Origin of the sequence: Georgenia sp. EYE_87 (genome assembly GCF_023148685.1) — a bacterium.
Classification (GTDB): Bacteria; Actinomycetota; Actinomycetes; order Actinomycetales; family Actinomycetaceae; genus Georgenia.
The window spans coordinates 1-24,819 of sequence record NZ_JAHXNL010000006.1 but is presented as its reverse complement, the minus strand read 5'-3'; the positions used below and the strand labels follow the sequence as shown (position 1 = coordinate 24,819).

21 protein-coding genes are annotated in these 24,819 nt (G+C 74.3%); 15 read left to right on the top strand and 6 right to left on the bottom strand.

All coding sequences use genetic code 11. The features are described 5' to 3' along the window. Positions 1 to 26: 26 nt before the first annotated feature. Positions 27 to 2,027, top strand: a complete 2,001-nt coding sequence (locus tag KZX45_RS10315; RefSeq protein WP_248257653.1) for a VanW family protein — start codon at positions 27 to 29, stop codon at positions 2,025 to 2,027. 34 nt (positions 2,028 to 2,061) lie between these two features. On the opposite strand, the gene KZX45_RS10310 is transcribed toward KZX45_RS10315, so the two are convergent. After that, positions 2,062 to 2,283 carry a hypothetical protein gene (locus tag KZX45_RS10310; protein WP_248257652.1) on the bottom strand — a complete coding sequence of 74 codons (222 nt, stop codon included), beginning with the start codon at positions 2,281 to 2,283 and terminating at the stop codon, positions 2,062 to 2,064. Between the two features lie 116 nt (positions 2,284 to 2,399). On the opposite strand from KZX45_RS10310, the gene fdxA reads away from it, so the two are divergent. The 8 genes from fdxA (at position 2,400) to KZX45_RS10270 (ending at position 10,715) form a co-directional block, all read left to right on the top strand. Next, complete coding sequence (gene fdxA, locus KZX45_RS10305; protein ID WP_248257651.1) at positions 2,400 to 2,717, top strand: ferredoxin; 318 nt, start codon at positions 2,400 to 2,402, stop codon at positions 2,715 to 2,717. A 1-nt stretch (position 2,718) separates the two neighbouring features. Next, positions 2,719 to 3,855 carry a succinyldiaminopimelate transaminase gene (gene dapC, locus KZX45_RS10300; RefSeq protein ID WP_248257650.1) on the top strand — a complete coding sequence of 379 codons (1,137 nt, stop codon included), beginning with the start codon at positions 2,719 to 2,721 and terminating at the stop codon, positions 3,853 to 3,855. Positions 3,856 to 4,117: 262 nt separating this feature from the next. Next, positions 4,118 to 5,416: a citrate synthase gene (locus KZX45_RS10295; RefSeq protein ID WP_248257649.1), complete on the top strand. Its 1,299-nt coding sequence runs from the start codon at positions 4,118 to 4,120 to the stop codon at positions 5,414 to 5,416. A 214-nt stretch (positions 5,417 to 5,630) separates the two neighbouring features. After that, positions 5,631 to 6,572 (top strand): SDR family NAD(P)-dependent oxidoreductase, encoded by a 942-nt coding sequence (locus tag KZX45_RS10290; protein ID WP_248257817.1) that lies wholly within the window; start codon positions 5,631 to 5,633, stop codon positions 6,570 to 6,572. Further along, positions 6,569 to 7,471, top strand: a complete 903-nt coding sequence (locus KZX45_RS10285; protein ID WP_248257648.1) for an amidohydrolase family protein — start codon at positions 6,569 to 6,571, stop codon at positions 7,469 to 7,471. Before KZX45_RS10290 ends, KZX45_RS10285 begins: the two co-directional genes overlap by 4 nt. Then, a complete protein-coding gene (locus tag KZX45_RS10280; RefSeq protein WP_248257647.1) occupies positions 7,464 to 9,056 on the top strand; it encodes a long-chain fatty acid--CoA ligase in 1,593 nt (530 codons plus the stop codon). Before KZX45_RS10285 ends, KZX45_RS10280 begins: the two co-directional genes overlap by 8 nt. After that, a complete protein-coding gene (locus KZX45_RS10275; RefSeq protein WP_248257646.1) occupies positions 9,053 to 9,505 on the top strand; it encodes a MaoC family dehydratase in 453 nt (150 codons plus the stop codon). The genes KZX45_RS10280 and KZX45_RS10275 overlap by 4 nt, the downstream gene beginning before the upstream one ends. A 10-nt stretch (positions 9,506 to 9,515) precedes the next feature. Continuing rightward, positions 9,516 to 10,715, top strand: coding sequence for an acyl-CoA dehydrogenase family protein (locus tag KZX45_RS10270; RefSeq protein ID WP_248257645.1), 1,200 nt, complete (start codon positions 9,516 to 9,518; stop codon positions 10,713 to 10,715). Here KZX45_RS10270 and KZX45_RS10265 read toward each other — a convergent pair. From KZX45_RS10265 to KZX45_RS10255, 3 genes are all read right to left on the bottom strand, one after another. Then, positions 10,705 to 11,682, bottom strand: coding sequence for a hypothetical protein (locus KZX45_RS10265; protein ID WP_248257644.1), 978 nt, complete (start codon positions 11,680 to 11,682; stop codon positions 10,705 to 10,707). The two genes, KZX45_RS10270 and KZX45_RS10265, sit on opposite strands and share 11 nt — an antisense overlap. Continuing rightward, entirely contained in the window at positions 11,675 to 12,640 is a 966-nt protein-coding gene (gene dapD / locus KZX45_RS10260) for a 2,3,4,5-tetrahydropyridine-2,6-dicarboxylate N-succinyltransferase (RefSeq protein WP_248257643.1), read from the bottom strand. The genes KZX45_RS10265 and dapD overlap by 8 nt, the downstream gene beginning before the upstream one ends. Positions 12,641 to 12,736: 96 nt before the next feature. Further along, positions 12,737 to 13,630, bottom strand: coding sequence for an NUDIX hydrolase (locus KZX45_RS10255; protein ID WP_248257642.1), 894 nt, complete (start codon positions 13,628 to 13,630; stop codon positions 12,737 to 12,739). 250 nt (positions 13,631 to 13,880) lie between these two features. Here KZX45_RS10255 and KZX45_RS10250 point away from each other — a divergent pair, with 250 nt between their 5' ends. Together KZX45_RS10250 and KZX45_RS10245 are read left to right on the top strand one after the other, a co-directional pair. Next, positions 13,881 to 14,273, top strand: coding sequence for an Rrf2 family transcriptional regulator (locus tag KZX45_RS10250; protein ID WP_282453546.1), 393 nt, complete (start codon positions 13,881 to 13,883; stop codon positions 14,271 to 14,273). A gap of 33 nt (positions 14,274 to 14,306) precedes the next feature. Then, complete coding sequence (locus KZX45_RS10245; protein WP_248257641.1) at positions 14,307 to 15,533, top strand: globin domain-containing protein; 1,227 nt, start codon at positions 14,307 to 14,309, stop codon at positions 15,531 to 15,533. Positions 15,534 to 15,576: 43 nt separating this feature from the next. Here KZX45_RS10245 and KZX45_RS10240 read toward each other — a convergent pair whose 3' ends face one another. Then, positions 15,577 to 17,421 (bottom strand): biotin carboxylase N-terminal domain-containing protein, encoded by a 1,845-nt coding sequence (locus KZX45_RS10240; protein ID WP_248257640.1) that lies wholly within the window; start codon positions 17,419 to 17,421, stop codon positions 15,577 to 15,579. A gap of 239 nt (positions 17,422 to 17,660) precedes the next feature. Here KZX45_RS10240 and KZX45_RS10235 point away from each other — a divergent pair, with 239 nt between their 5' ends. Continuing rightward, complete coding sequence (locus tag KZX45_RS10235; protein ID WP_308221724.1) at positions 17,661 to 18,497, top strand: uracil-DNA glycosylase; 837 nt, start codon at positions 17,661 to 17,663, stop codon at positions 18,495 to 18,497. A 7-nt stretch (positions 18,498 to 18,504) separates the two neighbouring features. On the opposite strand, the gene KZX45_RS10230 is transcribed toward KZX45_RS10235, so the two are convergent. After that, positions 18,505 to 19,161, bottom strand: coding sequence for a nucleoside triphosphate pyrophosphatase (locus tag KZX45_RS10230; RefSeq protein WP_248257639.1), 657 nt, complete (start codon positions 19,159 to 19,161; stop codon positions 18,505 to 18,507). 201 nt (positions 19,162 to 19,362) lie between these two features. Here KZX45_RS10230 and KZX45_RS10225 point away from each other — a divergent pair, with 201 nt between their 5' ends. The 3 genes from KZX45_RS10225 to KZX45_RS19940 form a co-directional block, all read left to right on the top strand. Next, positions 19,363 to 21,504, top strand: coding sequence for an Hsp70 family protein (locus KZX45_RS10225; RefSeq protein ID WP_248257638.1), 2,142 nt, complete (start codon positions 19,363 to 19,365; stop codon positions 21,502 to 21,504). Continuing rightward, the gene (locus tag KZX45_RS10220; RefSeq protein WP_248257637.1) at positions 21,504 to 24,041 is read left to right on the top strand and encodes a LuxR C-terminal-related transcriptional regulator; all 2,538 of its coding nucleotides are present in this window, start codon (positions 21,504 to 21,506) and stop codon (positions 24,039 to 24,041) included. The genes KZX45_RS10225 and KZX45_RS10220 overlap by 1 nt, the downstream gene beginning before the upstream one ends. 162 nt (positions 24,042 to 24,203) lie before the next feature. Continuing rightward, positions 24,204 to 24,819 (top strand): hypothetical protein (locus KZX45_RS19940; protein ID WP_282453545.1); only part of this gene is annotated, 616 nt, incomplete at its 3' end.

Here is a 24,819-nt window from a genome sequence, read left to right as displayed (position 1 = left end):
GGCACGGGGGGGAAGAAGGACGCTGAGTGACTGACGACCGAGCAGCCGGGCGCGGGTCCGTCGACGACACCGTCGGGCCCGCGGACCGCCCGACCCCGCAGGCCACCGAGGCGCACGGCATGTCCGACCTCGACTCCGTCCTCGCCCGCAGGCAGGGGGAGCCCGCACCAGCACCCGCACCCGCCGACCCCGACGCGACCGAGACGCTCCCCGCTCCCGCCCCCGCCCCCGCCCCCGACGCCGACCCCGACGCCACCGCCGTCCACGCGGCGCCCGACCCCCAGGACCGCCCGATGCCCTCGCCGTTCGACCAGTTCCGCGGCGAGGAGCCGCGCCGCCGCAGCCGCCGCGGGCTGGTGGTCGCGATCGTCGTCGTCCTCCTCGCCGCGGCCTACGGGGCCGGCGCCTGGTTCCTCGGCGACCGCACCCCGAACGGCACCACCGTCGCCGGTGTCCCGATCGGCGGCCTGCCCGAGGCCGACGCCCGCGCCCGGCTGGACGCCGAGCTCGCGACGCTCGCCGCCGAGCAGGTGCCCGTCGCCGTCGGCGAGGCGACCTCGAGCCTCGACCCGGCAGCGGTCGGCCTGAGCTTCGACGTCGACGCCACCCTCGACGGGCTCACCGGCTTCACCCTCGACCCGCGCGTGCTGTGGGGGCGGCTCTTCGGCATGGGCCCGGTCGAGCCGGCGTCCGTCGTCGACGAGACCGCCCTGCGCGAGGCCCTCACGACCGTGGCGGGCGAGCTCGACGTCGCGCCGGTGGAGGGGGCCATCACCTTCGCCGGCGCCACCCCCGAGGTCACGGAGCCGGTCGACGGGACGGCCGTCGACGTCGACGCCGCCACCGACGAGGTGGCGCGGACCTGGCTGACCGCCGAGCGCCCGCTGGAGCTGCCCACCACGCCGGTCCCCCCGACGGTCGGGGCCGGGGCGGTCGACGAGGCGCTCACCACCCTCTCGCAGCCCCTCGTCTCCGCCCCCGTCACGGTCAGCGTCGACGGCACGCTCGCCGAGCTCTCTCCCGAGCAGCTCGCCGCCCGCGCCACGTTCGTGGCGGAGGGCTCCGCCCTGAGGCTCGAGCTCGACGGCGCCGGGCTCGCGGACGTCGTGGCCGAGGTCAACCCGGAGATCCAGGTCACCGGCGAGGACGCCAAGATCGTGCTTCGGGACGGCAGGCCGACGATCGTCCCGTCCACCACGGGCAAGGGGCTCGACCCGGACCAGCTCGCCGAGGCCGTGCACGCCGCCGGGACCTCCTCGGACCGGACGGCCGAGGTGGCGCTCGTGGAGGCGGAGCCGGAGTTCACCACCGCCGACGCCGAGGCCCTCGGCGTCAAGGAGGTCATCGCCGAGTTCTCCTCCCCGATGCCCTACGACCCGGTCCGCACCACGAACCTCAAGGTCGGAGCCCAGAAGGTCACCGGCGTCCTGGTCCTGCCGGGCGAGGAGTTCTCGCTCCTCGAGGCGATCGGGCCGATCTCCGCCGCCAACGGCTACGTCGCCTCCGGCGTCGTGGAGGACGGCTTCGTCTCCACCGCCGTGGGCGGCGGCCTCTCCCAGCTCTCGACGAACATGTTCAACGTGGGGTTCCTCGCCGGTATGGACGACGTCGCCCACACCCCGCACAGCCGGTGGTTCGAGCGCTACCCGCCGGGCCGCGAGGCGACGCTGTGGGAGCCGAGCACCGACATGGTCTGGCGGAACAACACCGAGTACGGGGTGCTGGTCCAGGCCTGGGTCACCGGCGACGCGGTGCACGCCCGCCTGTGGGGCACGGACGTGTGGGACGTGCGGACCAGCACGTCGGAGAAGTACAACGTCGTCGAGCCCAAGACGGTGTACAACCCCTCGCCCGAGTGCAAGCCCGAGACGGGCGGCCAGCCCGGGTTCACCGTGACCGTCGACCGGCAGCGGTACAGGGACGGCAGCCTGCACGACGACGAGAGCTGGACCTGGACCTACACGCCGTGGAACCACGTGGTCTGCGGCGAGCCGCCCTCCGAGGGCGGGGACGAGGGAGAGGGCTGACGTCCGCCTGCGGCGTCCGCCGGCGCGCCCGGGCTCAGGCGGGCGGGGGCGGGACGCGCTTGCCCGTCACCATCGCCTCGGCCGGGACGCGCACGTCGCCCCGCCGCGTGCGGACGACGACGGCGCCGGGCCGGACGTCGAGCAGCTCGCCGAGGGCGTCGTGGAGGCCGTCGGCCAGGCGGTAGCGCACCACGACCCGGTCGCCGACCTGCCAGTGCAGCCACGGCAGGGCGGGCGGGCGCTGGGCGGAGCTCATGGGTGCCATCCTGCCGGACCGCGGACCTCTGGTCGTGCCCGCCGACCGGCTGGGCGATACTAGGGCGACGGCGCGCGCGTGCGCCGCGGAATGCGCAGCGAGGAAAGGAAGCTCTCGTGACCTACGTCATCGCCCAGCCGTGTGTGGACGTGAAGGACAGGGCGTGCGTCGACGAATGTCCGGTCGACTGCATCTACGAGGGCAAGCGGATGCTGTACATCCACCCCGACGAGTGCGTCGACTGCGGCGCCTGCGAGCCGGTGTGCCCGGTCGAGGCGATCTTCTACGAGGACGACACCCCCGCGGTCTGGTCCGACTACTACCGCGCGAACGTCGAGTTCTTCAACGACCTGGGTTCCCCGGGCGGTGCGGCGAAGATGGGCGTCATCGACAAGGACGACCCGATGATCGCCGCCCTGCCCCCGCAGGCCTGAGGTGCCGCTGCACGGCAGCGCGCTGCCCGACTTCCCCTGGGACTCCCTCGCCCCGGCCAAGGCCCGTGCCGCCGCCCATCCTCACGGCATCGTCGACCTGTCGGTCGGCACCCCCGTCGACCCCACGCCCGCGGTGGCGCGTGACGCCCTGACGGCCGCAGCCGACTCCCCGGGGTACCCGCAGACGATCGGCACCCTCGCCCTGCGCGAGGCGATCACGGCCTGGTTCGCCCGGCGGCGCGGCGTGCCCGGTCTCGGCAAGGACGCGGTGCTCCCCACGATCGGCTCCAAGGAGTCCGTCGCGCTCCTGCCCGCCCTGCTCGGACTGGGGGAGGGGGACGTCGTCCTCCATCCGCGGACCGCGTACCCCACCTACGACGTCGGCGCCCGGCTGGCCGGGGCGACCCCGGTCGCCGTCGGCCCGGACCCGGCCGACTGGCCGGACGCGCGGCTGGTCTGGCTGAACTCGCCCGGCAACCCCGACGGGCACGTCCTCTCCGTCCGCGAGCTCGCCGCGGTGGTGGCCTGGGCCCGCGCGCGCGGCGCCGTCGTCGCCTCCGACGAGTGCTACGCCGAGCTGGCCTGGGACGGGCCGGCGGCGGACGACGGCGTGCCGAGCCTGCTGGACCCGCGGGTGTGCGGCGGCGACCACGCCGGGCTGCTGGTGCTGTACTCCCTGAGCAAGCAGTCCAACCTCGCGGGCTACCGGGCGGCCCTCCTGGCCGGCGACCGGGACCTCGTGGCCCGGCTCACCGAGATCCGCAAGCACGCGGGGATGCTCATGCCCGGCCCGGTCCAGGCGGCCATGACCGCCGCGCTGGCCGACGACGCGCACGTCGCGGAGCAGCGCGAGCGTTACCGCTCCCGGCGGCAGGTGCTCCTGGAGGCGGTCGGCGCGGCCGGGCTCGAGCACGACCCGCAGTCGGTGGCCGGCCTCTACCTGTGGGTCCGGGCGGTCGCGCGGCCGGCGTCGTCGTGGGAGCTGGTCGACGCGCTCGCCCACCGGGGCATCCTCGTCGCACCCGGCACCTTCTACGGGCCGCACGGCGAGGGGTACGTCCGTGTCGCCCTCACCGCCACGGACGAGCGGATCGCCGAGGCCGCCCGCCGCCTGCGCGAGGGGGGTCCGCTCGGGTGAGGCGCACCCGGCGCGCACCAGGACCCCACCCACCACCGGGAGCAAGAGATCTCGTGTCGAGCAAGAAGCTCTCGGAGCTCTTGCTCGGCACCAGAGTTCTTGTTCGGCCGTGGGCCTCGCGCGCCCGGCCCACGGCGACCCGATTTCCTGGTGTGCGGTGCTGATGGCATATCTTTGTTGACCGGATCACGTCTCCGGGGCCGTTCGACCCTGGACCACGCAACGAGGCGCTCCCCAGAGAGCCGATCGAGGAGGAACACAGATGTCGAATGCTGAGCTGAGCCCGGCGACGTTCGAGGTGGACGGGAAGACGCTCCGGTTCGACCGTGTGCCCGCCGTCGAGGGCAACGACGGGGTGAACATCTCCTCGCTGCTGAAGGAGACCGGCCTCGTCACGCTCGACCCGGGCTTCATGAACACGGCCTCGACCACGTCCGCGATCACCTACATCGACGGCGGCGCCGGCATCCTGCGCTACCGCGGCTACCCGATCGACCAGCTCGCCAAGGGCTCCAGCTTCCTCGAGACCGCCTACCTCCTGATCTACGGCGAGCTGCCCGACCCCTCCACGCTGGAGGCCGTCGAGCGCCGCATCAAGCGGCACACGATCCTGCACGAGGACTTCAAGGCCTTCTTCACGGCGTTCCCGGCCAACGGGCACCCGATGGCGATCCTGCAGGCCGGCATCGCGGCGCTGGCCACCTACTACCAGCACACGCTGGACCCGCACGACCAGTACCAGCGCGAGCTGTCCACGGTGCTGCTCATGGCGAAGGTGCCGACGATGATCGCCGCCATCGCCAAGCGCGCCAACGGCCTGCCGCTGCTCTACCCGGACGCCTCGAAGGGCTACGTCGAGGACTTCATCCGGATGACCTTCGGGCTGCCCTACCAGCGCCACGACGTCGACCCGGCGATCGTCAAGGCCCTCGACATGCTGCTGATCCTGCACGCGGACCACGAGCAGAACTGCTCCACCTCCACGGTGCGCATGGTCGGCTCCTCGCACGCGAACATCTACGCCTCCGTCGCCGCGGGCGTCGGCGCGCTGTCCGGCCCGCTGCACGGCGGCGCCAACGAGGCCGTGCTGGAGATGCTCACCAACATCCAGTCCGGCGGCGGCGACGCCTCCGAGTTCATGAAGAAGGTCAAGAACAAGGAGGACGGCGTCCGCCTCATGGGCTTCGGGCACCGGGTCTACAAGAACTACGACCCGCGCGCGGCCATCGTCAAGGAGGCCGCGCACGACGTGCTCGCCCGCCTGGGCAAGGACGACGAGCTCCTCGACATCGCCATGGGCCTGGAGGAGATCGCCCTCAACGACGACTATTTCATCGAGCGCAAGCTCTACCCGAACGTCGACTTCTACACCGGCCTGATCTACAAGGCGATGGGCTTCCCGACGCAGATGTTCACCCCGCTGTTCGCCCTGGGCCGCCTGCCCGGCTGGATCGCCCAGTACCGCGAGATGATCGCGGACCCGACGACGAAGATCGGCCGGCCGCGCCAGGTCTACACCGGCGCGGCGGAGCGCAGCTTCGTGCCGCTCGACCAGCGCTGACCAGAGCTCAGACAACCTGCTGCCCGAGGCGGGTGCCCTCCGATCCCGGAGAGCACCCGCCTCGTGCGTTCCCAGGGATCGCGGGCAAACCGATTGAGACTGTCAATCATTGACAAACGAAATGACCGCGGTCAGAATCGGCGTGACGGATGTCGAGGGGGACGCCGACCGGCTCGCCCACGATGTCGCCGAGGACACGCACGAGGAGATCCGCATGAGCCTTGCAGGGAAAGTCGCGATCGTGACCGGCAGCGGCCGGGGCCTGGGGCTGGCCTACGCCCAGGAACTCGCCGCCAGGGGCGCGAGCGTCGTCGTCAACGACGTGGACCAGCAGGTGGCCGAGGACGCGGTCGCCTCGATCACCGCCGCGGGCGGGAGGGCGACCGCCCTGGTCGCACCCGTCGGGCCCACCGAGACCGCCAGGGCGCTCGTGGCCGCCGCCGTCGAGAACTTCGGCCGCCTCGACATCCTCGTGACCAACGCGGGCGTGCTCCGGGACACGGTCCTGTGGAAGATGTCCGACGACGACTTCGACACCGTGGTGAACGTGCACCTGCGCGGCACCTTCACCTGCGTCCGTGAGGCCGCGATCCGCATGCGCGAGCAGGGCGAGGGCGGCCGCATCATCTGCATCGGCTCGCCCACCGGGCAGCGCGGAAACTTCGGCCAGACCAACTACGCCGCGGCCAAGGCCGGCATCGTCGGCATGGTGCGCACCTGGGCGATGGAGCTCGCCCGCGCGAACATCACGGCCAACGCCGTCATCCCCGTCGCGGCCACCGCCATGACCGAGACCGTGCCGTTCTTCAAGCAGTTCGTCGACGCCGCCGCCCGCGGCGAGCAGATGCCGCCGTTCGCCCGCCGGGTGCTGGGCTTCGGCACCCCGCAGGACGTGGCGGGCGTCGTCGCCTTCCTCGCCTCCGACGCCGCCGCCGGCATCACCGGGCAGGCCCTGGGCGTGGGCGGGGACCGGCTGGCGCTGTGGTCGCACCCCCAGGAGCTCGCCACCGCCTTCCAGGACGGCGGCTGGGGCTACGAGGAGCTGGGGGAGGACTTCGACTCCCTCTTCGGCCAGATCCTCCAGAGCGTCGGCCAGCCCATGCCGGAGCCGCCGGCCCCGGCGGCGGACGCGGCCGCGAAGGTCGACCGGCGGTGACCCGGTACGAGTGCGCCGTCGACGCCGGCGCCGTCGTCGCGGTCGACACCCACGTCCACGTGGAGAAGGACGGCCACGGCCACCTCTCCCTGCCCGGCGAGGTGCTCGACGCCGCGGCGCGGTACTTCAAGGCCCCCACGGACCGGATGACGATCGACGAGACGGCCGACTACTACCGCGAGCGGTCCATGGCCGCCGTCGTCTTCACCGTCGACGCCACCACCTCGCTGGGGCACGCCCCCAACAGCACCGAGGAGATCGCCGAGGGCGCAGCCCGCAACAACGACGTCCTCATCCCCTTCGGCTCGGTGGACCCGCGCGGCGACGACCCGGCGGGCCGGGCGCGCCGGCAGGTGGAGGAGCTGGGGGTGCGGGGCTTCAAGTTCCACCCGACCTTGCAGGACTTCGACCCCTCCGACGCGCGGTACTTCCCGATCTACGAGGTGATCCAGGAGTACGGGCTCCCGGCCATCTTCCACACCGGCCAGACGGGCATCGGTGCCCGCCTGCCGGGCGGCTTCGGCCTCAAGCTGGGCCTGTCCAACCCCATGCTGCTCGACGTCGTCGCGGCCACGTTCCCCGGGCTCGACATCATCATGGCCCACCCCTCGGTGCCCTGGCAGGACGAGGCGATCGCCGTCGCCACCCACAAGGGCAACGTCTACATCGACCTGTCCGGCTGGTCGCCCAAGTACTTCCCGACGGCGCTGGTGCGGCAGGCGAACTCGCTGCTCCAGGACAAGGTGCTCTTCGCGTCCGACTTCCCGCTGCTCACCCCCGACCGGTGGCTCAAGGACTTCGCCCAGCTGGAGCTCAAGGACGAGGTGCGCCCCAAGATCCTCAAGGACAACGCGGTGCGGCTGCTCGGGCTGGGCGAGGGGGGCGGGTCTGGTGCGTGACCTGGGCATCGGCTCCTGGCCGGCGCGCCGGACCAAGAACGGCGCCCACCGTCCCGCCATCGTCTTCGGCGACCGCGTGGACACCTACGCCGACGTCGAGCGGCGCACCCGTCAGCTCGCCAACGCGCTCCGGGCGGCCGGGATCGGCCGCGGGGACCGGGTGGCGTACGTCGGCTTCAACCACCCCGCCCTGCTGGAGACCTTCTTCGCGACGGCGCAGCTCGGCGCGGTGTGGGTGATCGTCAACGCCCGCCTCGCCCCCGCGGAGGTGGAGTACATCCTCACCGACTCCGGGGCGCGGGTGGTGGTCCACGGCAGCGAGCACGCCGGCCACGCGGCGCAGCTGGCCCACCTCGAGCGGGTGGAGACGTGGGTCGCCGTCGAGGGCGCCGCCGCGGCCGGCGGGACCGCCGGGGCGGGCGGGACCGCCGGGGCGGGCGGGACCGCCGCGACCGGGGCGCCGGGCGCGGTCGACTACGAGGAGTTCCTCGCCGGCGGCGGCACCGGCGTGATCGACGAGCCGGTCACCTGGGACGAACCGGTCATGATCATGTACACGTCCGGGACCACCGGGCGTCCCAAGGGAGCCACGCACACGCACGGCTCCCTGACGTTCCAGTACTTCCAGGCACTGATCGACACCGACTTCACCCGCGACGAGGTGATGCTCGCCGTCGCGCCGCTCTTCCACGTGGCAGGCCTCAACACGATGGCGATGCCGACCTTCCTCAAGGGCGGCAGGATCGTCGTCCAGCCCGCCTTCCGGCCGGAGCAGGTGCTCGCGACGATCGCGGCCGAGCGCGTCACGTCGATCTTCGCGGTGCCGGCCATGATGGACGCGCTCGCCGCTCATCCCGCCTTCCCGGGCACGGACCTGTCCAGCCTGCGCAACGTCCTCGTCGGCGGCTCGCCGCTGCCGGACCGCATGCTGCGCACGTGGGCCGACCGCGGCGTCGCCATCCAGCAGGGCTTCGGCATGACGGAGACCGCGCCCGGCATCTTCCTCCTCCTCGCCGAGGACTCGTTCCGCAAGGCGGGCTCGGCCGGGCGGCCCCACTTCTGGGTCGAGGGCAAGGTGGTGCGCCCGGACGGCACCGAGGTCGCGCCCGGGGAGATCGGCGAGGTCGTCGCCCAGGGGCCCAACGTCATGCAGGGGTACTGGAACCTGTCGGACGCCACCGCGGCCGCGATCGTCGACGGCTGGTACCACACCGGTGACCTGGCCACCGTCGACGAGGACGGCTACGTCTGGATCAAGGACCGTCTCAAGGACATGTTCATCTCGGGCGGGGAGAACGTGTACCCCGCCGAGGTGGAGAACGCGCTCCTCGACGTCCCGGGCGTGGCCGAGGCCGCCGTCATCGGCGTCCCGCACCCGCGGTGGGGCGAGGTCGGGCACGCCTACGTCGTGCTCGACGAGGGCGCCGACGTCACGCCCGAGTCGATCGTCGCGGCCCTGGCCGGGCGGCTCGCGCGCTACAAGATCCCGCAGGACGTCGTCGTCGTCGACCGGCTGCCCCGCACCGCCACCGGAAAGCTCCAGAAGCACCTGATCCGCACCACCTACGAGGAGAACGCCCGATGACCACCACCGTCTCTCTGCAGGACCTGCCCGGCCTCGTCGGCGCGGACCTCGGCCGGACCGCCTACCGCGAGATCACCCAGCAGCAGGTCAACCTGTTCGCCGACGCCACCGACGACCACCAGTGGATCCACGTCGACCCCGAGCGCGCCAAGGACGGACCCTTCGGGGCGCCCATCGCCCACGGGTACCTCAGCCTGGCCCTCGTCATCCCGTTCTCCGAGGAGCTCCTGCAGGTCGACGGCGTCAGCACCAAGGTCAACTACGGGCTCGACAAGGTCCGCTTCCCCTCGCCGGTCAAGGTCGGGGACCGGGTCCGCATGGGCTCGACCGTCCGGGACGTCACGGAGGTGCCCGGCGGCTACCAGATCACCCTCGACAACGTCCTCGAGGTCGATGGCGGCACCAAGCCTGCCGTCGCGGCGACCACCCTCTTCCGCTTCTACGCGTGAGGCCGGGCCGATGACCGCCGTCGACGACGCCCGGACCACCCGCACCCGCCTGTACGAGCAGGTCGACCCCCTGGGGTACGAGGCGCTCCTCGGCGACGCCGAGCACGCCGTGCTCACCCGGCTGCGCACCGTCCTGGAGACGGACGTCAAGCCGCTCGTGAACGACTGCTGGGACCGGGCCGAGTTCCCGCACCAGATCCGCGGGCCGATCGCGGCGCTGAACCTCATGGCACCGCCGGAGCTGGGCGAGCCGGGCGCCCTGTTCAAGGGCTTCCGGATGCTCGAGCTCGCCCGCACCGACGTCTCCGTCGCGGTGTTCTTCGGCGCCCAGGGCACCCTGTTCCGCAACTCCGTCCTCCTGGGCGGCAGCCCCGAGCAGGTGGCCTCGCTCGACGACGGCATCCGCAACTGGCGCACCAAGGGCGTCCTCGCGCTCACGGAGCCGGAGCACGGCAGCGACGTCGCCGGCGGCCTGGAGACCACCGCGCGCCGCGACGGCGACGGCTGGGTGATCGACGGCGCCAAGCGGTGGATCGGGGGAGCGGAGTACGCCGACCTGATCACCGTCGTCGCCCGCGACCACGGCGACGGCGAGGTCAAGGCGTTCCTCGTGGACCGCCACGCGCCGGGCGTCACGGTCGAGGAGATCCGGCGCAAGGTCTCGCTGCGCATCGTCAACAACGGGCACATCACCCTGACCGGCGTGCGGGTGCCGGAGGCCATGCGGCTGCAGCGCGTGAACTCGTTCAAGGACGTCAACCGGCTGCTGCGCTCGATGCGCGCCGACGTCGCCTGGCTCGCGGTCGGCGCCCAGGCCGGCGCGTTCGAGGCGGCCGTGCGCTACACGAAGGCGCGCACGCAGTTCGGCCGGCCCGTCGCCGGGTTCCAGCTGATCCAGGACAAGCTCGCGACGATGCTCGGCAACCTCACGGCCTCGCTGGGCATGGCCGTGCGGCTGAGCCAGCTGGAGGACGGCCCCGGGCACACCGACGCCGACGCCGCGCTGGCGAAGGGCTGGATCGCCCGCCGCACCCGCGAGACCGTGGCGCTGGCGCGCGAGGTGGCCGGCGGCAACGGCATCACCCTGGACACCGACGTCGCCCGGTTCTTCGCGGACGCGGAGGCGATCTACACCTTCGAGGGCACCAACGAGATCAACCAGCTCGTCGTCGGCCGGGCGATCACGGGGCTCAGCGCGTTCACGCGATGACGACGGCCCCGGGCGCCGCGTCCGCGGCCGCCCGGGCGACGGCGTCCGGCAGGCCGGCCTCGGCGAGGGGAACCCACGCCGCCTCGTCGCCGTCGTCGCGCACCCAGGCGCGGCCGTCGACGGCGACGACGTCGGCGCCCGTCGCGGACGCCGTCGCCACCGCCCACTGGGCGAGGGCCCAGGCGCGGCGCTCGGGGGACGGCTCCAGCCCGGGCGGCACGGACGTGGCGTCGACGACGAGGACACCGCCCGGGGCGACGGCGGAGGCGACCTCGCCGAAGTCACGGGCGAGCCGGGCCTGGACGGACGCGGCCCGCTGCGCGGCGTTGGCGCCCGGGCTCTCGCCGTCGCCGGTCGGCTCCTCGGCGGGGTCGAGGTGGCAGGTGAGCGCCGCGGGAGAGTACCCCGTCAGCGCCGAGGCGAACGCGCGGCCACGGCCCTCGTGCTGGGCGTACGCGTCGGGGAAGGCGGAGCGCTGGACGTCCTGGGCCGCGTCGGTGATCTCCTTGCCCTCCCACCCCTCGATCGTGACCAGCACGTCGTAGAAGGCGTTCGTCGAGTACACCGGGTCCATGATCTGCTCGGCCGTGCCCCAGCCCTGCGAGGGGCGCTGCTGGAACAGGCCCACGGAGTCGCGGTCGCCGTAGTCGATGTTGCGCAGCTTGGACTCCTGCAGCGCGGTGGCGATCGCGACCGTCACGCCGCGGGCCGGGAGCTCGCGCCGGGCGCCGATCGCGGCGAACAGGGCGGCGTTGTCGGCCTGGTCCGCCTCGAGCACCGCGCTGGTGCCGTCGTCGAGGTCGACCCGGCAGGTGCCGGACGCACCACCGTCCCCGGTGAGGACGTTCAGGGCGAGCACGACGGCGCCCACGGCGAGGCCGAGCGAGCCGAGCAGGACCAGGGCGCCGGCCCCGCAGCCACGGGTGCGGGAGCCGGGGCGGCGGCGCCGCGGGGCGGGGTCAGGCATGCAGGGCGGCGTTGAGCTCCACCCCGGTGCCGCTGCGGGGAAGCGCCTCGACGGCGCCGGAGAGGGAGTTGCGCCGGAAGAGCAGGTTGTCCTGGCCGGAGAGCTCGCGGGCCGCGACCACCGGCGGCTCGGTGAGCTGGCCGTGGTTGGGGCGGGTGCCCCCGCCGGTCAGGACCGACACCTTGGTGCCGGCCGTCAGGTACAGGCCGGCCTCGACCACGCAGTCCGCGCCGAGGGAGATGCCCAGGCCGGCGTTCGCGCCGAGCAGGGAGCGCGGGCCCACGGAGATGACCTGCTTCCCGCCGCCGGAGAGGGTGCCCATGATGGAGGCGCCGCCGCCGATGTCCGCGCCGTCGTGGACGACGACCCCCTGCGAGATGCGGCCCTCGACCATGGACCGGCCCAGGGTGCCGGCGTTGAAGTTGACGAAGCCCTCGTGCATGACCGTGGTGCCGGCGGCCAGGTGGGCGCCGAGGCGCACGCGGTCCGCGTCGGCGATGCGCACCCCGGCGGGCAGGACGTAGTCGACCATCCGGGGGAACTTGTCGACGCCGTGGACCGTCACGGTGCCGTGGGCGGCGCGCAGGCGCGCGCGCGTGGCCTCGAACTCCTCCACGGCGCACGGGCCGGCCGAGGTCCACACGACGGTCGGCAGGACGCCGAAGATCCCGTCGAGGTTGATCGTGTTCGGGGCCACGAGGGTGTGCGAGAGCAGGTGCAGCCGCAGGTACGCGTCCTCGGTGGAGGCCGGTGCGGCGTCGAGGTCGCTCTCGGTGCGCACGACCTCGGTGCGCACCCCGCGGTCGGCGTCGGGGCGCTCGAGCGCGGTCAGGTCCGCGGGGGCGTCCGCGTCGGCGGGGGCGGGCCCCAGCGCGGGGGTCGGGTACCAGACGTCCAGGACGTCGCCGGAGCCGGTGCGGGTGGCGAGGCCGAAGGCCCAGGCGGTGCGCTCAGTCATGCCCCCAAGCCTAGGGGCCGCCACCCGCGGGGGTGACCGCCGCCCGGGTTCCGGACGGCACGCCGGGCCGGGCCGTGGGCGGGCGTGCGGTGGCGGTCAGTTCCGCACGAGGTGCGGACCGGCGGCCCGGGCACCGAGCTCCTCGACCCGGCCGACCAGCTCCCGGTCCGCCGTCGTGACGAGGACGTCGTTGGCGGGATCGCGCACGAGGCGGCGGACCACCGCGACGAGGGCGTCGTCGCCGCTGCCGTCCGCGCCGACGACGCTGACGCCGTCGACCGCCTCGACGCCGCGGGCCGCCCCCTCGGTGACGAGGACGACGTCGGGGAACCAGCTGCCGCCGGGCAGGCCGATGTCGCGGGCGGGCAGACCCTCGCGGGCGAGGGTGGCGAGGTGGTCCCGCAGTCGGCCAGTGGCGCCGGCACGGTCGGCCCACCACCCGTCCGGGCGGGAGCCGACGACGTTCGCCGCGTCCACGACGACCACCAGCCGGCGCAGCATGCCGCGCAGCTCGGGAAGCGCGTCCCCGAAGGCGGGCAGGAGCTCCAGGCCGGCGAGCTCGTCCAGCCTCACCCAGCGGACGGCCAGGCTCTCCGGGTCGGTCACGGACGGGTCCAGCGGGGCCACGGCCTCGGCCAGCACGGTGGTGTAGGACCAGTCGGGGTGGACGAGGGCGCGGTCGGCGCGCAGCCGCATCGCGTCCGTCGCGAGCCCGGCCTCCTCGACCGCCTCCCGCACGGCCCCTGCCCGCGGGCTCTCCCCGTCCGTGACCGCCCCGCCGGGCAGGCCCCAGGTGCCGCCGTGGTGCGACCACAGCGCCCGGTGCTGCAGGACGACCTCGATGCCGCCCGGCCCGGGACGCCACAGCAGGAGCCCGGCGGCCCCGTTCAGCCCCCAGTGCCGGCTGCCGCAGGCGCACTCGACCCAGCCGTCCCCGGGCTGGCGGTGGACACGGGCGTCGGGCGGGGGTCGGTGGGCGGGTGAGGTCACCGGATCAGCGTCGCACACGGCCGTGGTGCCGGCCGCGGGTCGAGGGCGGCGCGCGGACCGGCGTACGCGCCGGGGCGGACCGTCCGGCATGCGGACGCCGGCGGAGAGATTTTCCGGGTGCGGATGCGACGTCTCGGGGCGAACCGGACAGGACATCTGGCCCGTACCTACCCGAACCGGTGCACAACCGACTTCATGCGATCGCACCGAAATTGGAGTCGGCGACTCCGATTTACCTACGGTGCCCGCCATGCAGCTGACCCAGTTCACGGACCTCGGCCTGCGGGTGGTCATGCGCCTCGCCGCCGGGTCGCCTGCCGCGCCGAGCACGCGTGCGCTCGCCGACCAGCTGCAGGTCTCCTACTCCCACACGGCGAAGGTGGTCAGCCGGCTCGCCGAGCTGGGCGCCGTCGTGACCCGCCGGGGCCGGGGCGGTGGCCTGGCCCTGACCGAGCTGGGCCGGCGCGCCCCGGTGGGCTGGCTCGTCCGGAAGCTCGAGGGCGAGGAGGAGGTCGTCCGCTGCGAGGAGCCCGTGCCGTGCCCGTTGCGCGCCGCCTGCGGGCTCCGGGGCGCCCTGCGCAGGGCGCAGGAGGCCTTCTACACCTCGCTCGACACGGTGACCGTCGAGCAGCTCGCAGCCTGAACCGTCCCGGAACCACAACAAGGAGAGAGACCGTTGCTCACACCGCAGTCCGAGGAGATCGTCCGCGCCACCCTGCCCGCGGTGGGAGGCGCGCTGGGCGAGATCGCCCCGCTCTTCTACCGCAAGATGTTCGCGGCGCACCCCGAGCTCGAGCGCGACCTTTTCAACCGGGGCAACCAGCGCCAGGGGGAGCAGCAGAAGGCCGTGGCGAGCTCGATCGCCGCTTTCGCGACGCTCCAGCTGGAGCCGGACCCTGCTAGGCAGGACCTGGTCCTCTCGCGCATCGCCCACAAGCACGCCTCGCTCGGCATCACCCCCGAGCAGTACCGCATCGTCCACCAGCACCTCTTCGCCGCGATCGCCGAGGTCCTCGGCGACGCGGTCACCCCCGAGGTGGCGGCAGCGTGGGACGAGGTCTACTGGCTGATGGCCGAGACCCTCATCGCGATGGAGAAGGGGCTGTACGGCGCGGCCGGCGTGGACGTCGGGGACGTGTGGCGCACGGTGCGGGTCGCGGCCCGGCGGCTGGAGTCCGCGGACACCGTCTCGCTGGTGCTCACCTCGCCCGACGGGGCGCCGCTGCCGGCGTTCATCCCCGGCCAGTACGTCTCCGTCGGGGTCACCCTGCCCGACGGCGCCCGTCAGATCCGCCAGTACAGCCTGTGCTCGGCACCTTCGGCCGGCTCGTGGCGCATCACCGTCAAGCGCGTCCTCGCCGCCGAGCTGCCCGGCGGCGTCATCGCGCCCGCCGGCGAGGTCTCGAACTTCCTCTACGACAACGTCTTCGAGGGGGACGACCTGCGGGTCACCCTGCCCTTCGGCGACGTCGTGCTCCCGCCGGAGGGCGACACGCCGCTGCTGCTCGCCTCGGCGGGGATCGGGTGCACCCCGGTCATCGGCATGCTCAACCACCTCGCGGACACCGAGGACCGTCGCACGATCTCCGTGCTGCACGCCGACCGGTCGGCCGCCAGCCACGCGCACCGGCGCGAGCTCGCCGAGCTGGTCGAGCGACTGCCCTCGGCCAGCCTGCACCGCTGGTACGAGGACCTCGGTGCGCGCCGGCCGGTCGACGTCGTGCACGCGGGACGTGTCGACCTGTCCCGGGTGACCCTGGAGCCCGGCACCCAGGCGTTCCTGTGCGGGCCGTTGCCGTTCATGCTCGCCGTGCGCGACGCCCTGGTCGCCCGGGACGTCCCGGCCGAGAACATCCACTACGAGGTGTTCGGCCCGACGACGTGGACGGGGGCCTTCGCCTGAGCCGTCCGGTCTCCCGCCCCTGCTCCGGCGCGGGCGGGCGGCCTCAGTTCACCGAGGCGTCGTCCATCGGGTCGATCTGGCAGATCACGGCGCCCGTGGCGACGTTCTGCCCGACGGCGGCCGCCATCCCGTGCACGCGCCCGGCGCGGTGCGCCACGAGCGGCTGCTCCATCTTCATGGCCTCCAGCACGACGACGAGATCGCCCGCCTGGACGATCTCACCGTCCGCCACGGCCACCTTGACGATGGTGCCCTGCATGGGGGAGGTGAGCGACGCACCGTTGCTGCCGGCCGCCGCAGCGGTGCGCCCCGCCGAGCGGCGCACGGGCCGCCGGGCGGCCCCGCGCAACCCGCCGGAGATCCCCAGCCCCGCCGGGATCACGACCTCCAGCCGCTTGCCGCCGACCTCGACGACGACCCGCTCGGTCGCCTCCGCCTCGGCCGGCTCCGGGGTGGGCGGCGGGGTCGCGGGCCGGGTGGAGGGCAGCGCCCGCAGCCGCTCGGCGTAGTCCGTCTCGATCCAGGTGGTGTGCACCCGGAAGCTCTCGGCGCCGTCGGCGGCGACGAAGTCGGGTTCGGCGAGCACCGAGCGGTGGAAGGGCAGCACGGTGGGCAGGCCGACGATCTCGGTCTCGCGCAGCGCCCGGCGCGCACGTTCGATCGCCTGCTCACGGGTGGCGCCGGTGACGATGATCTTGGCGAGCATCGAGTCGAAGGCGCCGGAGACCGAGTCCCCGCCGACGATGCCGGAGTCGACCCGCACGCCGGGCCCGGACGGCCAGGTCAACGAGGTGATGGTCCCCGGGGCGGGCATGAACCCGGACGCCGGGTCCTCACCGTTGATGCGCAGCTCGATGGAGTGCCCGCGGGTGGTCACGGCGTCGTAGCCGAGCTCCTCGCCCTCGGCGAGGCGGAGCTGCTCGCGCACCAGGTCGATGCCGGCGACCTCCTCCGTCACGGGGTGCTCGACCTGCAGGCGGGTGTTGACCTCGAGGAAGGAGATCGTCCCGTCCATGCCCACGAGGAACTCGCAGGTGCCGGCGCCCACGTACCCGGCGGCCTTCAGGATCGCCTTCGAGGCCTCGACCAGCTGGCTCTCCTGCTCGGGGGAGAGGAAGGGGGCGGGCGCCTCCTCCACGAGCTTCTGGTGACGGCGCTGGAGGGAGCAGTCGCGGGTGGAGACGACGACGACGTTGCCGGCGGTGTCGGCGAGGCACTGCGTCTCGACGTGGCGGGGCCGGTCGAGGAACCGCTCGACGAAGCACTCGCCGCGCCCGAAGGCCGCGGTGGCCTCGCGGACGGCGGAGTCGAACAGCTCCGGGATCTCCTCGCGGGTACGGGCCACCTTCAGGCCGCGGCCACCGCCGCCGTAGGCGGCCTTGATCGCGACGGGCAGGCCGTGCTCGTCGGCGAAGGCGAGGACGGCGTCGGCGTCGGCGACCGGGTCGGCGGTGCCGGGCACCAGGGGGGCGCCGACGCGCTGGGCGATGTGGCGGGCGGTCACCTTGTCGCCCAGGGCCTCGATCGCCGCGGGCGGCGGGCCGATCCACACCAGGCCGGCCTCGATGACGGCGCGGGCGAAGTCCGCGTTCTCGGAGAGGAAGCCGTAGCCGGGATGGACGGCGTCGGCGCCGGAGCGCCGCGCCACGTCGAGGATCTTGCCCGCGTCCAGGTAGGTCTCCGCGGCGCGCATGCCGCCCAGGGCGAAGGCCTCGTCGGCGAGCTTGACGTGCAGGGCGTCGCGGTCGGGGTCCGCGTACACGCTCACGGTCGCGATCCCCGCGTCGGCGCAGGCCCGGGCCACGCGCACGGCGATCTCGCCGCGGTTGGCGATGAGCACCTTCCGGAGCCGGCGACGCTGACCCGGCAGGGTGGAGGTGCTCGGCATGGGGCGCTCCCAGGGGTGCGAGAAGGGTGAGATGACCGCACCACGTTAGCCGTGCGTCGTCGTCGGATCCCACTCGGACCCGGCGGCGGGCGCCAAGTCTGTTCATCCCTTCAACGGCGCGCGGCGGCGGTTGTACGATTCCGACAACTCAGCGCGGTGTGACGCGAGTCATGGTGCCTGGCCTTGTAGCAGGGTGACAAATCCGGGCCCGCGGGCGACCCGGGCGGCAGGATGACGAGGTGCCCGACGCCGCCGCGCCCCTGCCCCACCCGGTCACCGGGAAGGTCTTCCCCTCGCCGGTGCCGCCCGGCACCGGCTGGCCGGGGGACCCGGCCGGGCCGGCGACGGCGGTCGCCACCACTGCGGAGGAGGTGGCGGCACTGGCGGCGACGGCCCGCGACGTGGCCGACGTCGACGCCCACGTCTCGGTGTGCCGGGCCTGCCCGCGGCTGGTCGCCTGGCGCGAGGCGGTCGCGACCACCGGGCGGCGAGCCTCCTTCGCGAACCAGCCGTACTGGGGACGGCCGGGGCCAGGGTTCGGTGACGCGGCGCCCCGCGTCCTCGTCGTCGGGCTCGCGCCGGCGGCGAACGGCACCAACCGGACCGGGCGGCTGTTCACCGGCGACCGCAGCGGGGACTGGATCTACGCCGCGCTGCACCGCGCCGGCTACGCGAACCAGCCGCAGAGTGTCGCGGCCGGGGACGGGCTGGAGCTGACCGGGCTGCGGATCGTCTCCGCCGTGCGCTGCGCGCCGCCCGCCAACAGACCCACGCCGGAGGAGCGGCGCACCTGCGGGCAGTGGCTCGACCGGGAGCTCGCCCTCGTGGCGCCGGGGCTGCGGTCCATGCTCGCGCTCGGCTCCATCGGGTGGGACGCGGTGCTGGCCTCGGCGCGCCGGCTCGGCTGGGACGTGCCCCGCCCGAAGCCGCGGTTCGGGCACGGGGCGGAGGTGCTGCTCCGCGCCGCGGACGGCCATGCGGTGCGGCTGCTCGGCAGCTACCACGTCAGCCAGCAGAACACCTTCACGGGCAGGCTGACCGAGGAGATGCTCGACGCGGTCCTCGCCCGGCTCTGACGCCCGGTCAGGCGAGCGGGCCGGACCAGAGGTCGGGCACGGTGAGGCCGAGCCGGCCGAGCAGGTCCCGCAGCAGCGGCAGGCTGAGGCCAACCACGCCGTGATGGTCGCCCTCGATCCCGGTCACGAACGGGCCGCCGAGGCCGTCGATCGTGAACGCCCCCGCCACCCGCAGCGGCTCGCCGGTCGCCACGTAGGCGTCGATCTCGGCGTCGGAGAGGTCGGCGAAGTGGACCACCGTCGAGGAGGTGGCGCCCACCTCCCGCCCGCCTCGCACGAGCCAGTGCCCGGTGTGCAGCTCGGCCGAGCGGCCACGCATGCGGCGCCACCGTGCCACGGCGTCGGCGGCGTCCGCCGGCTTGCCCACCACCTCCGCGCCCGTGCCGTCGTCGATCTCGAGCATCGAGTCGCAGCCGAGAACCAGGTCGGCCCGGGCCGCCTCGGCGGCGGTGCCGAGAACGTCCCGCGCCTTCGCCCGGGCCAGCACGAGCACCTGCTCGTCGGCGGGAAGCTCGCCCCGTCCGGAGGAGACGGCCTCGGCGGCGGCGGCCGCCAGCACGGCGGGCTCGTCGACGGCGGAGACCGCCACGAGGGGGTTGATCCCGGCGGAACGCAGGGTGGACAGGCGGGCCGGCGAGGCGGAGGCGAGCAGCAGGGTGGTCACGTCGCCACCCTAGGCACTCGCCGCGGTCGCCTCGCATCGGCGCCGGGCCCCCGCCGCCCGGGACGGTGAATTCCGCATAATCCCGCTGAAAACTCGCCTCTGATTCCCCCTCTTCAAGGGGTGTGCAGGCCGTGCCGCGGGGCCGTAGCCTGGCACCGGGCCGGGGGGCTGTGTCGTCGATGAGCGCCGTCTGGGGAAGACATGCCGTACCTGCTGGGCATCGATATCGGGACCACCTCCACCCTCGCCGCCACGGTGCGGCCGGGCCGGAGCGGGCAAGATCAGGAGGTCCCTCAGCTTCTCGGGCTGGGAGCCCGAGGCCCCGCCGTGCCCTCGGTGCTGTACCTCGGTGAGGACGGTGAGGTGCTGGTCGGCGAGGTCGCCGAGCGGCGCACCCTCTCGCACCCCGAGCGCGTGGTTCGGGAGGTCAAGCGCCGCGTCGGGGACACCGTCCCGCTGCGGTTCGGGGACCTCTCGGTCACGCCCCAGGACCTCCTGGCCATCCATGCGCGCTGGGTCGTCGACCGGGCCACCGAGCGCGAGGAGGAGTCCCCCGCCGCGGTGTCGCTGGCCGTCCCGGCGACGTGGGGCGCCTACCGCACCGGGCTGGTCCGCGAGGCCCTGGCCGGCGTGGGGCTGGCGGACGTGACGCTCGTCGGCGAGCCGCACGCCGCTGCCCGGCACTACCTCTCGCAGGATCGGGTCCCGGACGGCGCCGTCGTCGCCGTCTACGACTTCGGGGGCGGAACGTTCGACGCCGCCGTCGTGCGCAAGACGGGACCGGGCACGTGCGAGCTCCTCGGAGAGCCGGAGGGCCTGGAGCGGCTCGGCGGCGCCGACCTCGACGACCTCGTGCTCGGCCACGTGGCCGCGGCGGTGGGTACGGGGCTGACCGACCTCGACCCGGCCGACCCCGGGGCGCTCGCCGCCCTGGCGCGGCTGCGCCGGGAGTGCACCGAGGCGAAGGAGGCGCTCTCGACGGACGCCGAGACGGACGTCCCGGTGCTCCTGCCGGACCTGCAGATGCAGGTCCGCATCGTGCGTGCCGAGCTCGAGGAGCTCATCGCCCCTGCCGTCCACGAGACCACCGTGGCGCTCGCGGCCGCGCTGGAGTCCGCGAAGGTCGCTCCGGAGGAGCTCGAGGCGATCCTGCTGGTGGGGGGCTCCTCCCGCATCCCGCTGGTCGCGGAGGTCCTCTCGGCGCAGTTCGCGCGCCCGATCGCCATCGACACGGACCCGCAGGCGTCCGTGGCGTTCGGGGCCGCGCTCGCCGCCCTCGACGACGTCGCACCACCCTCGATCGTCACGCCCGCAGGGATCTCGCGCGACACGGTAGGTGCCGCGACGCCGGAGGAGGCGCCACCACGCCTGGCCGCCGTCGGTTCAGCCTTCGTGCCCGAGCTTCCGGCGGCCCGGCCCAGCCGTCGCCTCACGCAGGCGAGGGTGGCGGCCGTGGCTGTCGCGGTCCTCGGCATCACCGTCATCACCTCTGTCGCCGGCGAGGAGCCGAGGGTGACCGACGCAGGTCGGAGCACGCTCTCCGGCGTCGTCGGCAAGCTCGGCGACTCGGTCCGGCCGGACCCGCCGGCGGCCGCAGCCGCCGAGCGGCCGGCCGGAGCCGCCGGGCAGTCGGCCGAGGGGGCCGAACAGCCGACCGCCGCGACCACCTCGGGCGCCCCGATGGCGACAGACGCCGGGATCTTCGCGGGCCGGCGGGCGGAGGCGCAGGCCACCTCGACCGTTCGCCCGAGCGCTGAGGGATCGCCGTCGTCCGAACGGTCCGCCGGCACGACGACGGAGCCGGGCGCCCCGAGCACGGGCGAGAAGGGCGGAAGCACGCCGTCGAAGACCACGAAGCCGGGGACCACCGCGCCGACGCGGCCGGGGACCACGTCCCCGACCTCGCCCACGAGCCCCGGCCCTTCGCCGACGAGCCCGAGCCCGTCGCCCACGAGCCCGAGCCCGTCGCCCACGAGCCCGAGCCCGTCGCCGACGACCGACCCGCCGACCACGCAGGAGCCGACGCCGGAGCCCACGACCCCGGCGCCCTCGCCGGAGCCGACCACCCCGGCGCCCTCGCCGGAGCCGACCACCCCGGCGCCACCGGCGCCGCAGGAGCCGACGGCCGAGCCGACGACCCAGGAGCCGACCGCCGCGCCGACGACCCAGGAGCCGACCGCCGCGCCGACGACGCAGGAGCCGGCGCCGCCGGTCACCCCTGACCCGGTGCCGACGGCGACCGCGACGCTGGCCGAGCCGACGGAGGCGCCGCCGGCCGCGACGCCCACCGCCGGCGAGTCGACCGCCGGCGAGATCCCGTCACCGACAGTGGCTGGTGGCTGATGATCGGTCAGCGTCCGGTCGCGCTCCGCGACATGCGGGGAACCGCGGCGGCGGCACTGTACGAGGAGATCACCGGCGGACCACCGGCCCGGCGGGCGGCGACCCTGGTCGGCGTCGGCGGGTCCGGGAAGTCGGCGCTCCTGGCAGACCTCGCGGACGCGTACCGCAGCACCGGCGTCGAGACGCGCCTCGTGCGATCGGAGTTCGACCTCAGGGATCTGTCGGCGTTCCGGGCAGTGCTGATCGACGACGCGCACACCTTGCCCGAGCCGGCGTACGAGCGGGTGCTTCGGCACTGGAACGAGCACGACGGTGACCTTGTGGTCGCGTACCGGCCGTGGCCGGTGGCTCCGGGGCTGCGGCGGCTCGTCTCCGCCCTCGGCGAGCAGCGTCCGCCCGTGGTTCTCGGGCCGCTGGGCCCCGCGGAGGTGCTGGCCTACGCAGGCCGCAGCCTTCGTGGGCCCGTGCAGGCCGAGGAGGTGGAGAAGATCCTCGCCGCCACCGGTGGGATGGCGTGGCTCGTCAACCGGATGGTCGGCACCATGCGCACCACGGGCCTCGGGGCCGACGAGGTGTTCGCCTCCGTGTCGCTGCAGGTCGGGCACGAGATCGAGCACCTCGACCCCGGGCTCCGCGATCTCCTGCTCGCCTCCGCCGTCGGCTTCGACCTCTCCGGCGACGCGGTGCCGCCCGTCCTGAACGGTTCCCCGGCGGACGGGGACGCGATCGTCTCCGAGGCGGTCGCCTGCGGGCTGATGATGCACGACGGCACCATCGTGCCGCTCGTGCGCGCCGGGCTGCTGGCCGTGACGCCCGCGTACCGGGTCCGGCCGCTGCAGCGGGCCCTTGTCGACACGCTGCTCGCCGGCGGCCACTCGCTCAACGACGTCGCGCGGGAGCTGGCTCGGACGGGCCTGCGTCACCCGCACGTCGCGAGGGCCCTGGAGTCGACGGCGGACGACGTCCTGGCCGTGGAGCCAGAGCTCGCCGCGGAGCTCTACGAGGAGGCGACGGCGGCCGGTGCGGACACGCTGGCCACCGCGGCTCGCCGTGCGCAGTCGGCCGCCCAGGCCGGCGATCTGGATCGTGCCGGGGCCATCGTCGAGGACCTGCTCGGCCACGAGAACCCGCCAGATCTCGTGCGCGCCGTCGACGTCGGGGCGTCGGTGTGGGCGCAGCGCGGCATGCTCTCCCGCGGGGCCGACCTGTACCGCTGGGCCGGGGCTGAGCGCCTCGGCTCCTCGGTGCCGCTGGCCGCAGTCGCGATGCTGGGGTCGGGGGACGCCGAGGGCGCCGAGCGCATGCTCGCCGCGGGCGCCCGGCACGGCTCACCGACCTCGCTCGCCGTCACGAGCGCGCTCATGGCCGACGGACTGTGGGAGTCGCTAAGGGGCCAGTCGACCCGGGCGCTGTGGATGCTCGTGCGCGCCTCGGACACCTTCTCTGCCAACGGGGCGGCCGCGCCGGTGCCCGAGCTGCCGGCGGTTCTCGCTGCGCTGGTGGCGGTGAACACCGGCGAGCTCGCGGTCGCTGAGTCCGTGGTGGAGGACGCCCTGCGCGGCCACCAGGGTGGTCCGGCGGCCACGCCCCGGCTGCAGCTCATGCGCGCGTGGGTGGCGATGCTTCGCGACCGGCCCGACGACGCCCGCGCCGCGCTGCACGAGGCGGACGGCGATCTGGTGCCCCGGGACGAGATGTTCCGGACGGCGCTGGAGGTGGGTCTCGCGCGTCGGTCGGACGACGCGGCGGGGCTGGTCCGCGCCTGGGCGAGAGCCCGGGCCTCCCTCCTGCACTTCCCGGTGGACCTGTTCAGTCTCCTGCCGCTCGGCGAGCTGCTCATGGCGGCGGCGCGGCTGCACGAGGAATCGCGCCTGGAGCCGCACCTCGCCGACGCGTGGCAGCTCCTCGAGCGCCTGGGCCAGCCGTCGGTATGGGCCGCACCGCTGCACTGGTGCGGCGTCCAGGCCGCGATCCTCACGGGTCAGCCCGCGAGCCTCGCCCCGCACGCCCGCGGACTGGTGACCGCAGCCGCCACCAACGCCTACGCCGCGGCCCTCGCGGCGGCTGGGCGAGTCTGGGTGCGGGTGCTCAGCTCCGACGTCGACGTGGCGGCGGTGGAACGTGCCGCCGAGGGGCTCGCGGCCGTCGGGCTGACGTGGGACGGCGCCCGGCTCGCCGGTCACGCGGCCGCGCGGGCACCCGACCGGGCCGACATGGCGCGACTGCTCGCCTGCGCCCGTGACCTGCACCCGTCCGGGGCAGGACGACAGCCGGAGGAGACCACAACGCCCTCCGGGATCCCCGTCGGGGTGGTGGACGAGACGGGGCTCAGCGCGCGTGAGCAGGAGGTTGCCCGGCTGGTGCTGGCCGGCAAGACCTACCGGGAGATCGGGGAGACGATCTTCATCTCGCCGCGCACCGCCGAGCACCACATCGCACGCATCCGTCGCCGTCTCGGTGTGGAGACGCGGGCGGAGATGCTCACCCGCCTCCGGGCCATGCTGGGGGAGCAGCACCAGTCGTCATCTTCAGGGTGAGCTCGCCGTCGTCCACTCCTCGAGCGCCTCCTCGAACTCCTCCGGCGCGGGCCCCCGGCTATCTCGGCTGCGACGAGGTGCGAGGCAGCCCCGTCAGCGTGCGTCTGTGCAGGTCAGCGACTCGATCGCCTCGATGTCAGTGGTCGAACATACGATCGATTCATGGACGCAGGCGAGGTGCGTGGTGGTGGCGGGTGGTGCTGCCCGGAGGACGGGTGGCGCGGTCCGTGCGCGCACCTGCTCGCCCTGGCCAGTGCGGTGGGGGCGGCGGAGCGGCTGGCGCGGGCGCGGGAGCTGTCGTCGGCGGGGCTGCGGGGGTTGGGGGTGCTGCTGGAGGCGGGGGATCCGTGGGCGCAGGAGGTGCTGGAGGACCTGCTCGGCGCGGACGGGGAGAGCCCGGCGCGGCCGGTGGCGCCGGTGGACGTGGAGGGTACGGCGGTGCTGGGTGGGCTGGTGCCGGCGGGGTTCACGCGCACCTCGCCGCTGCCGGCCGAGGAGGCCGTCGCGGGCACCGGCGCCGACGCGGACGCGGACGCCGCCGGCACCGACCGCGCGTCCGGCGCCGACGCGGACGCGGACGCGGACGTCGACGCCGATCGCCTCTCCGATGCCGACGCGGACGGTGACGGTGAGGGGTTCGTGGACGGTGGGCCGGCGTGGTCGCGGGCGTTGCGGCGGCGGGTGTCGGAGGTCTTCGACCCGGCGGTGGCGGACAACGGTGCTGGGTCTCTGGGGGTCGGGGTGGGGGTGCTGGCGGGGATGCGTGGGGGTGCGGACC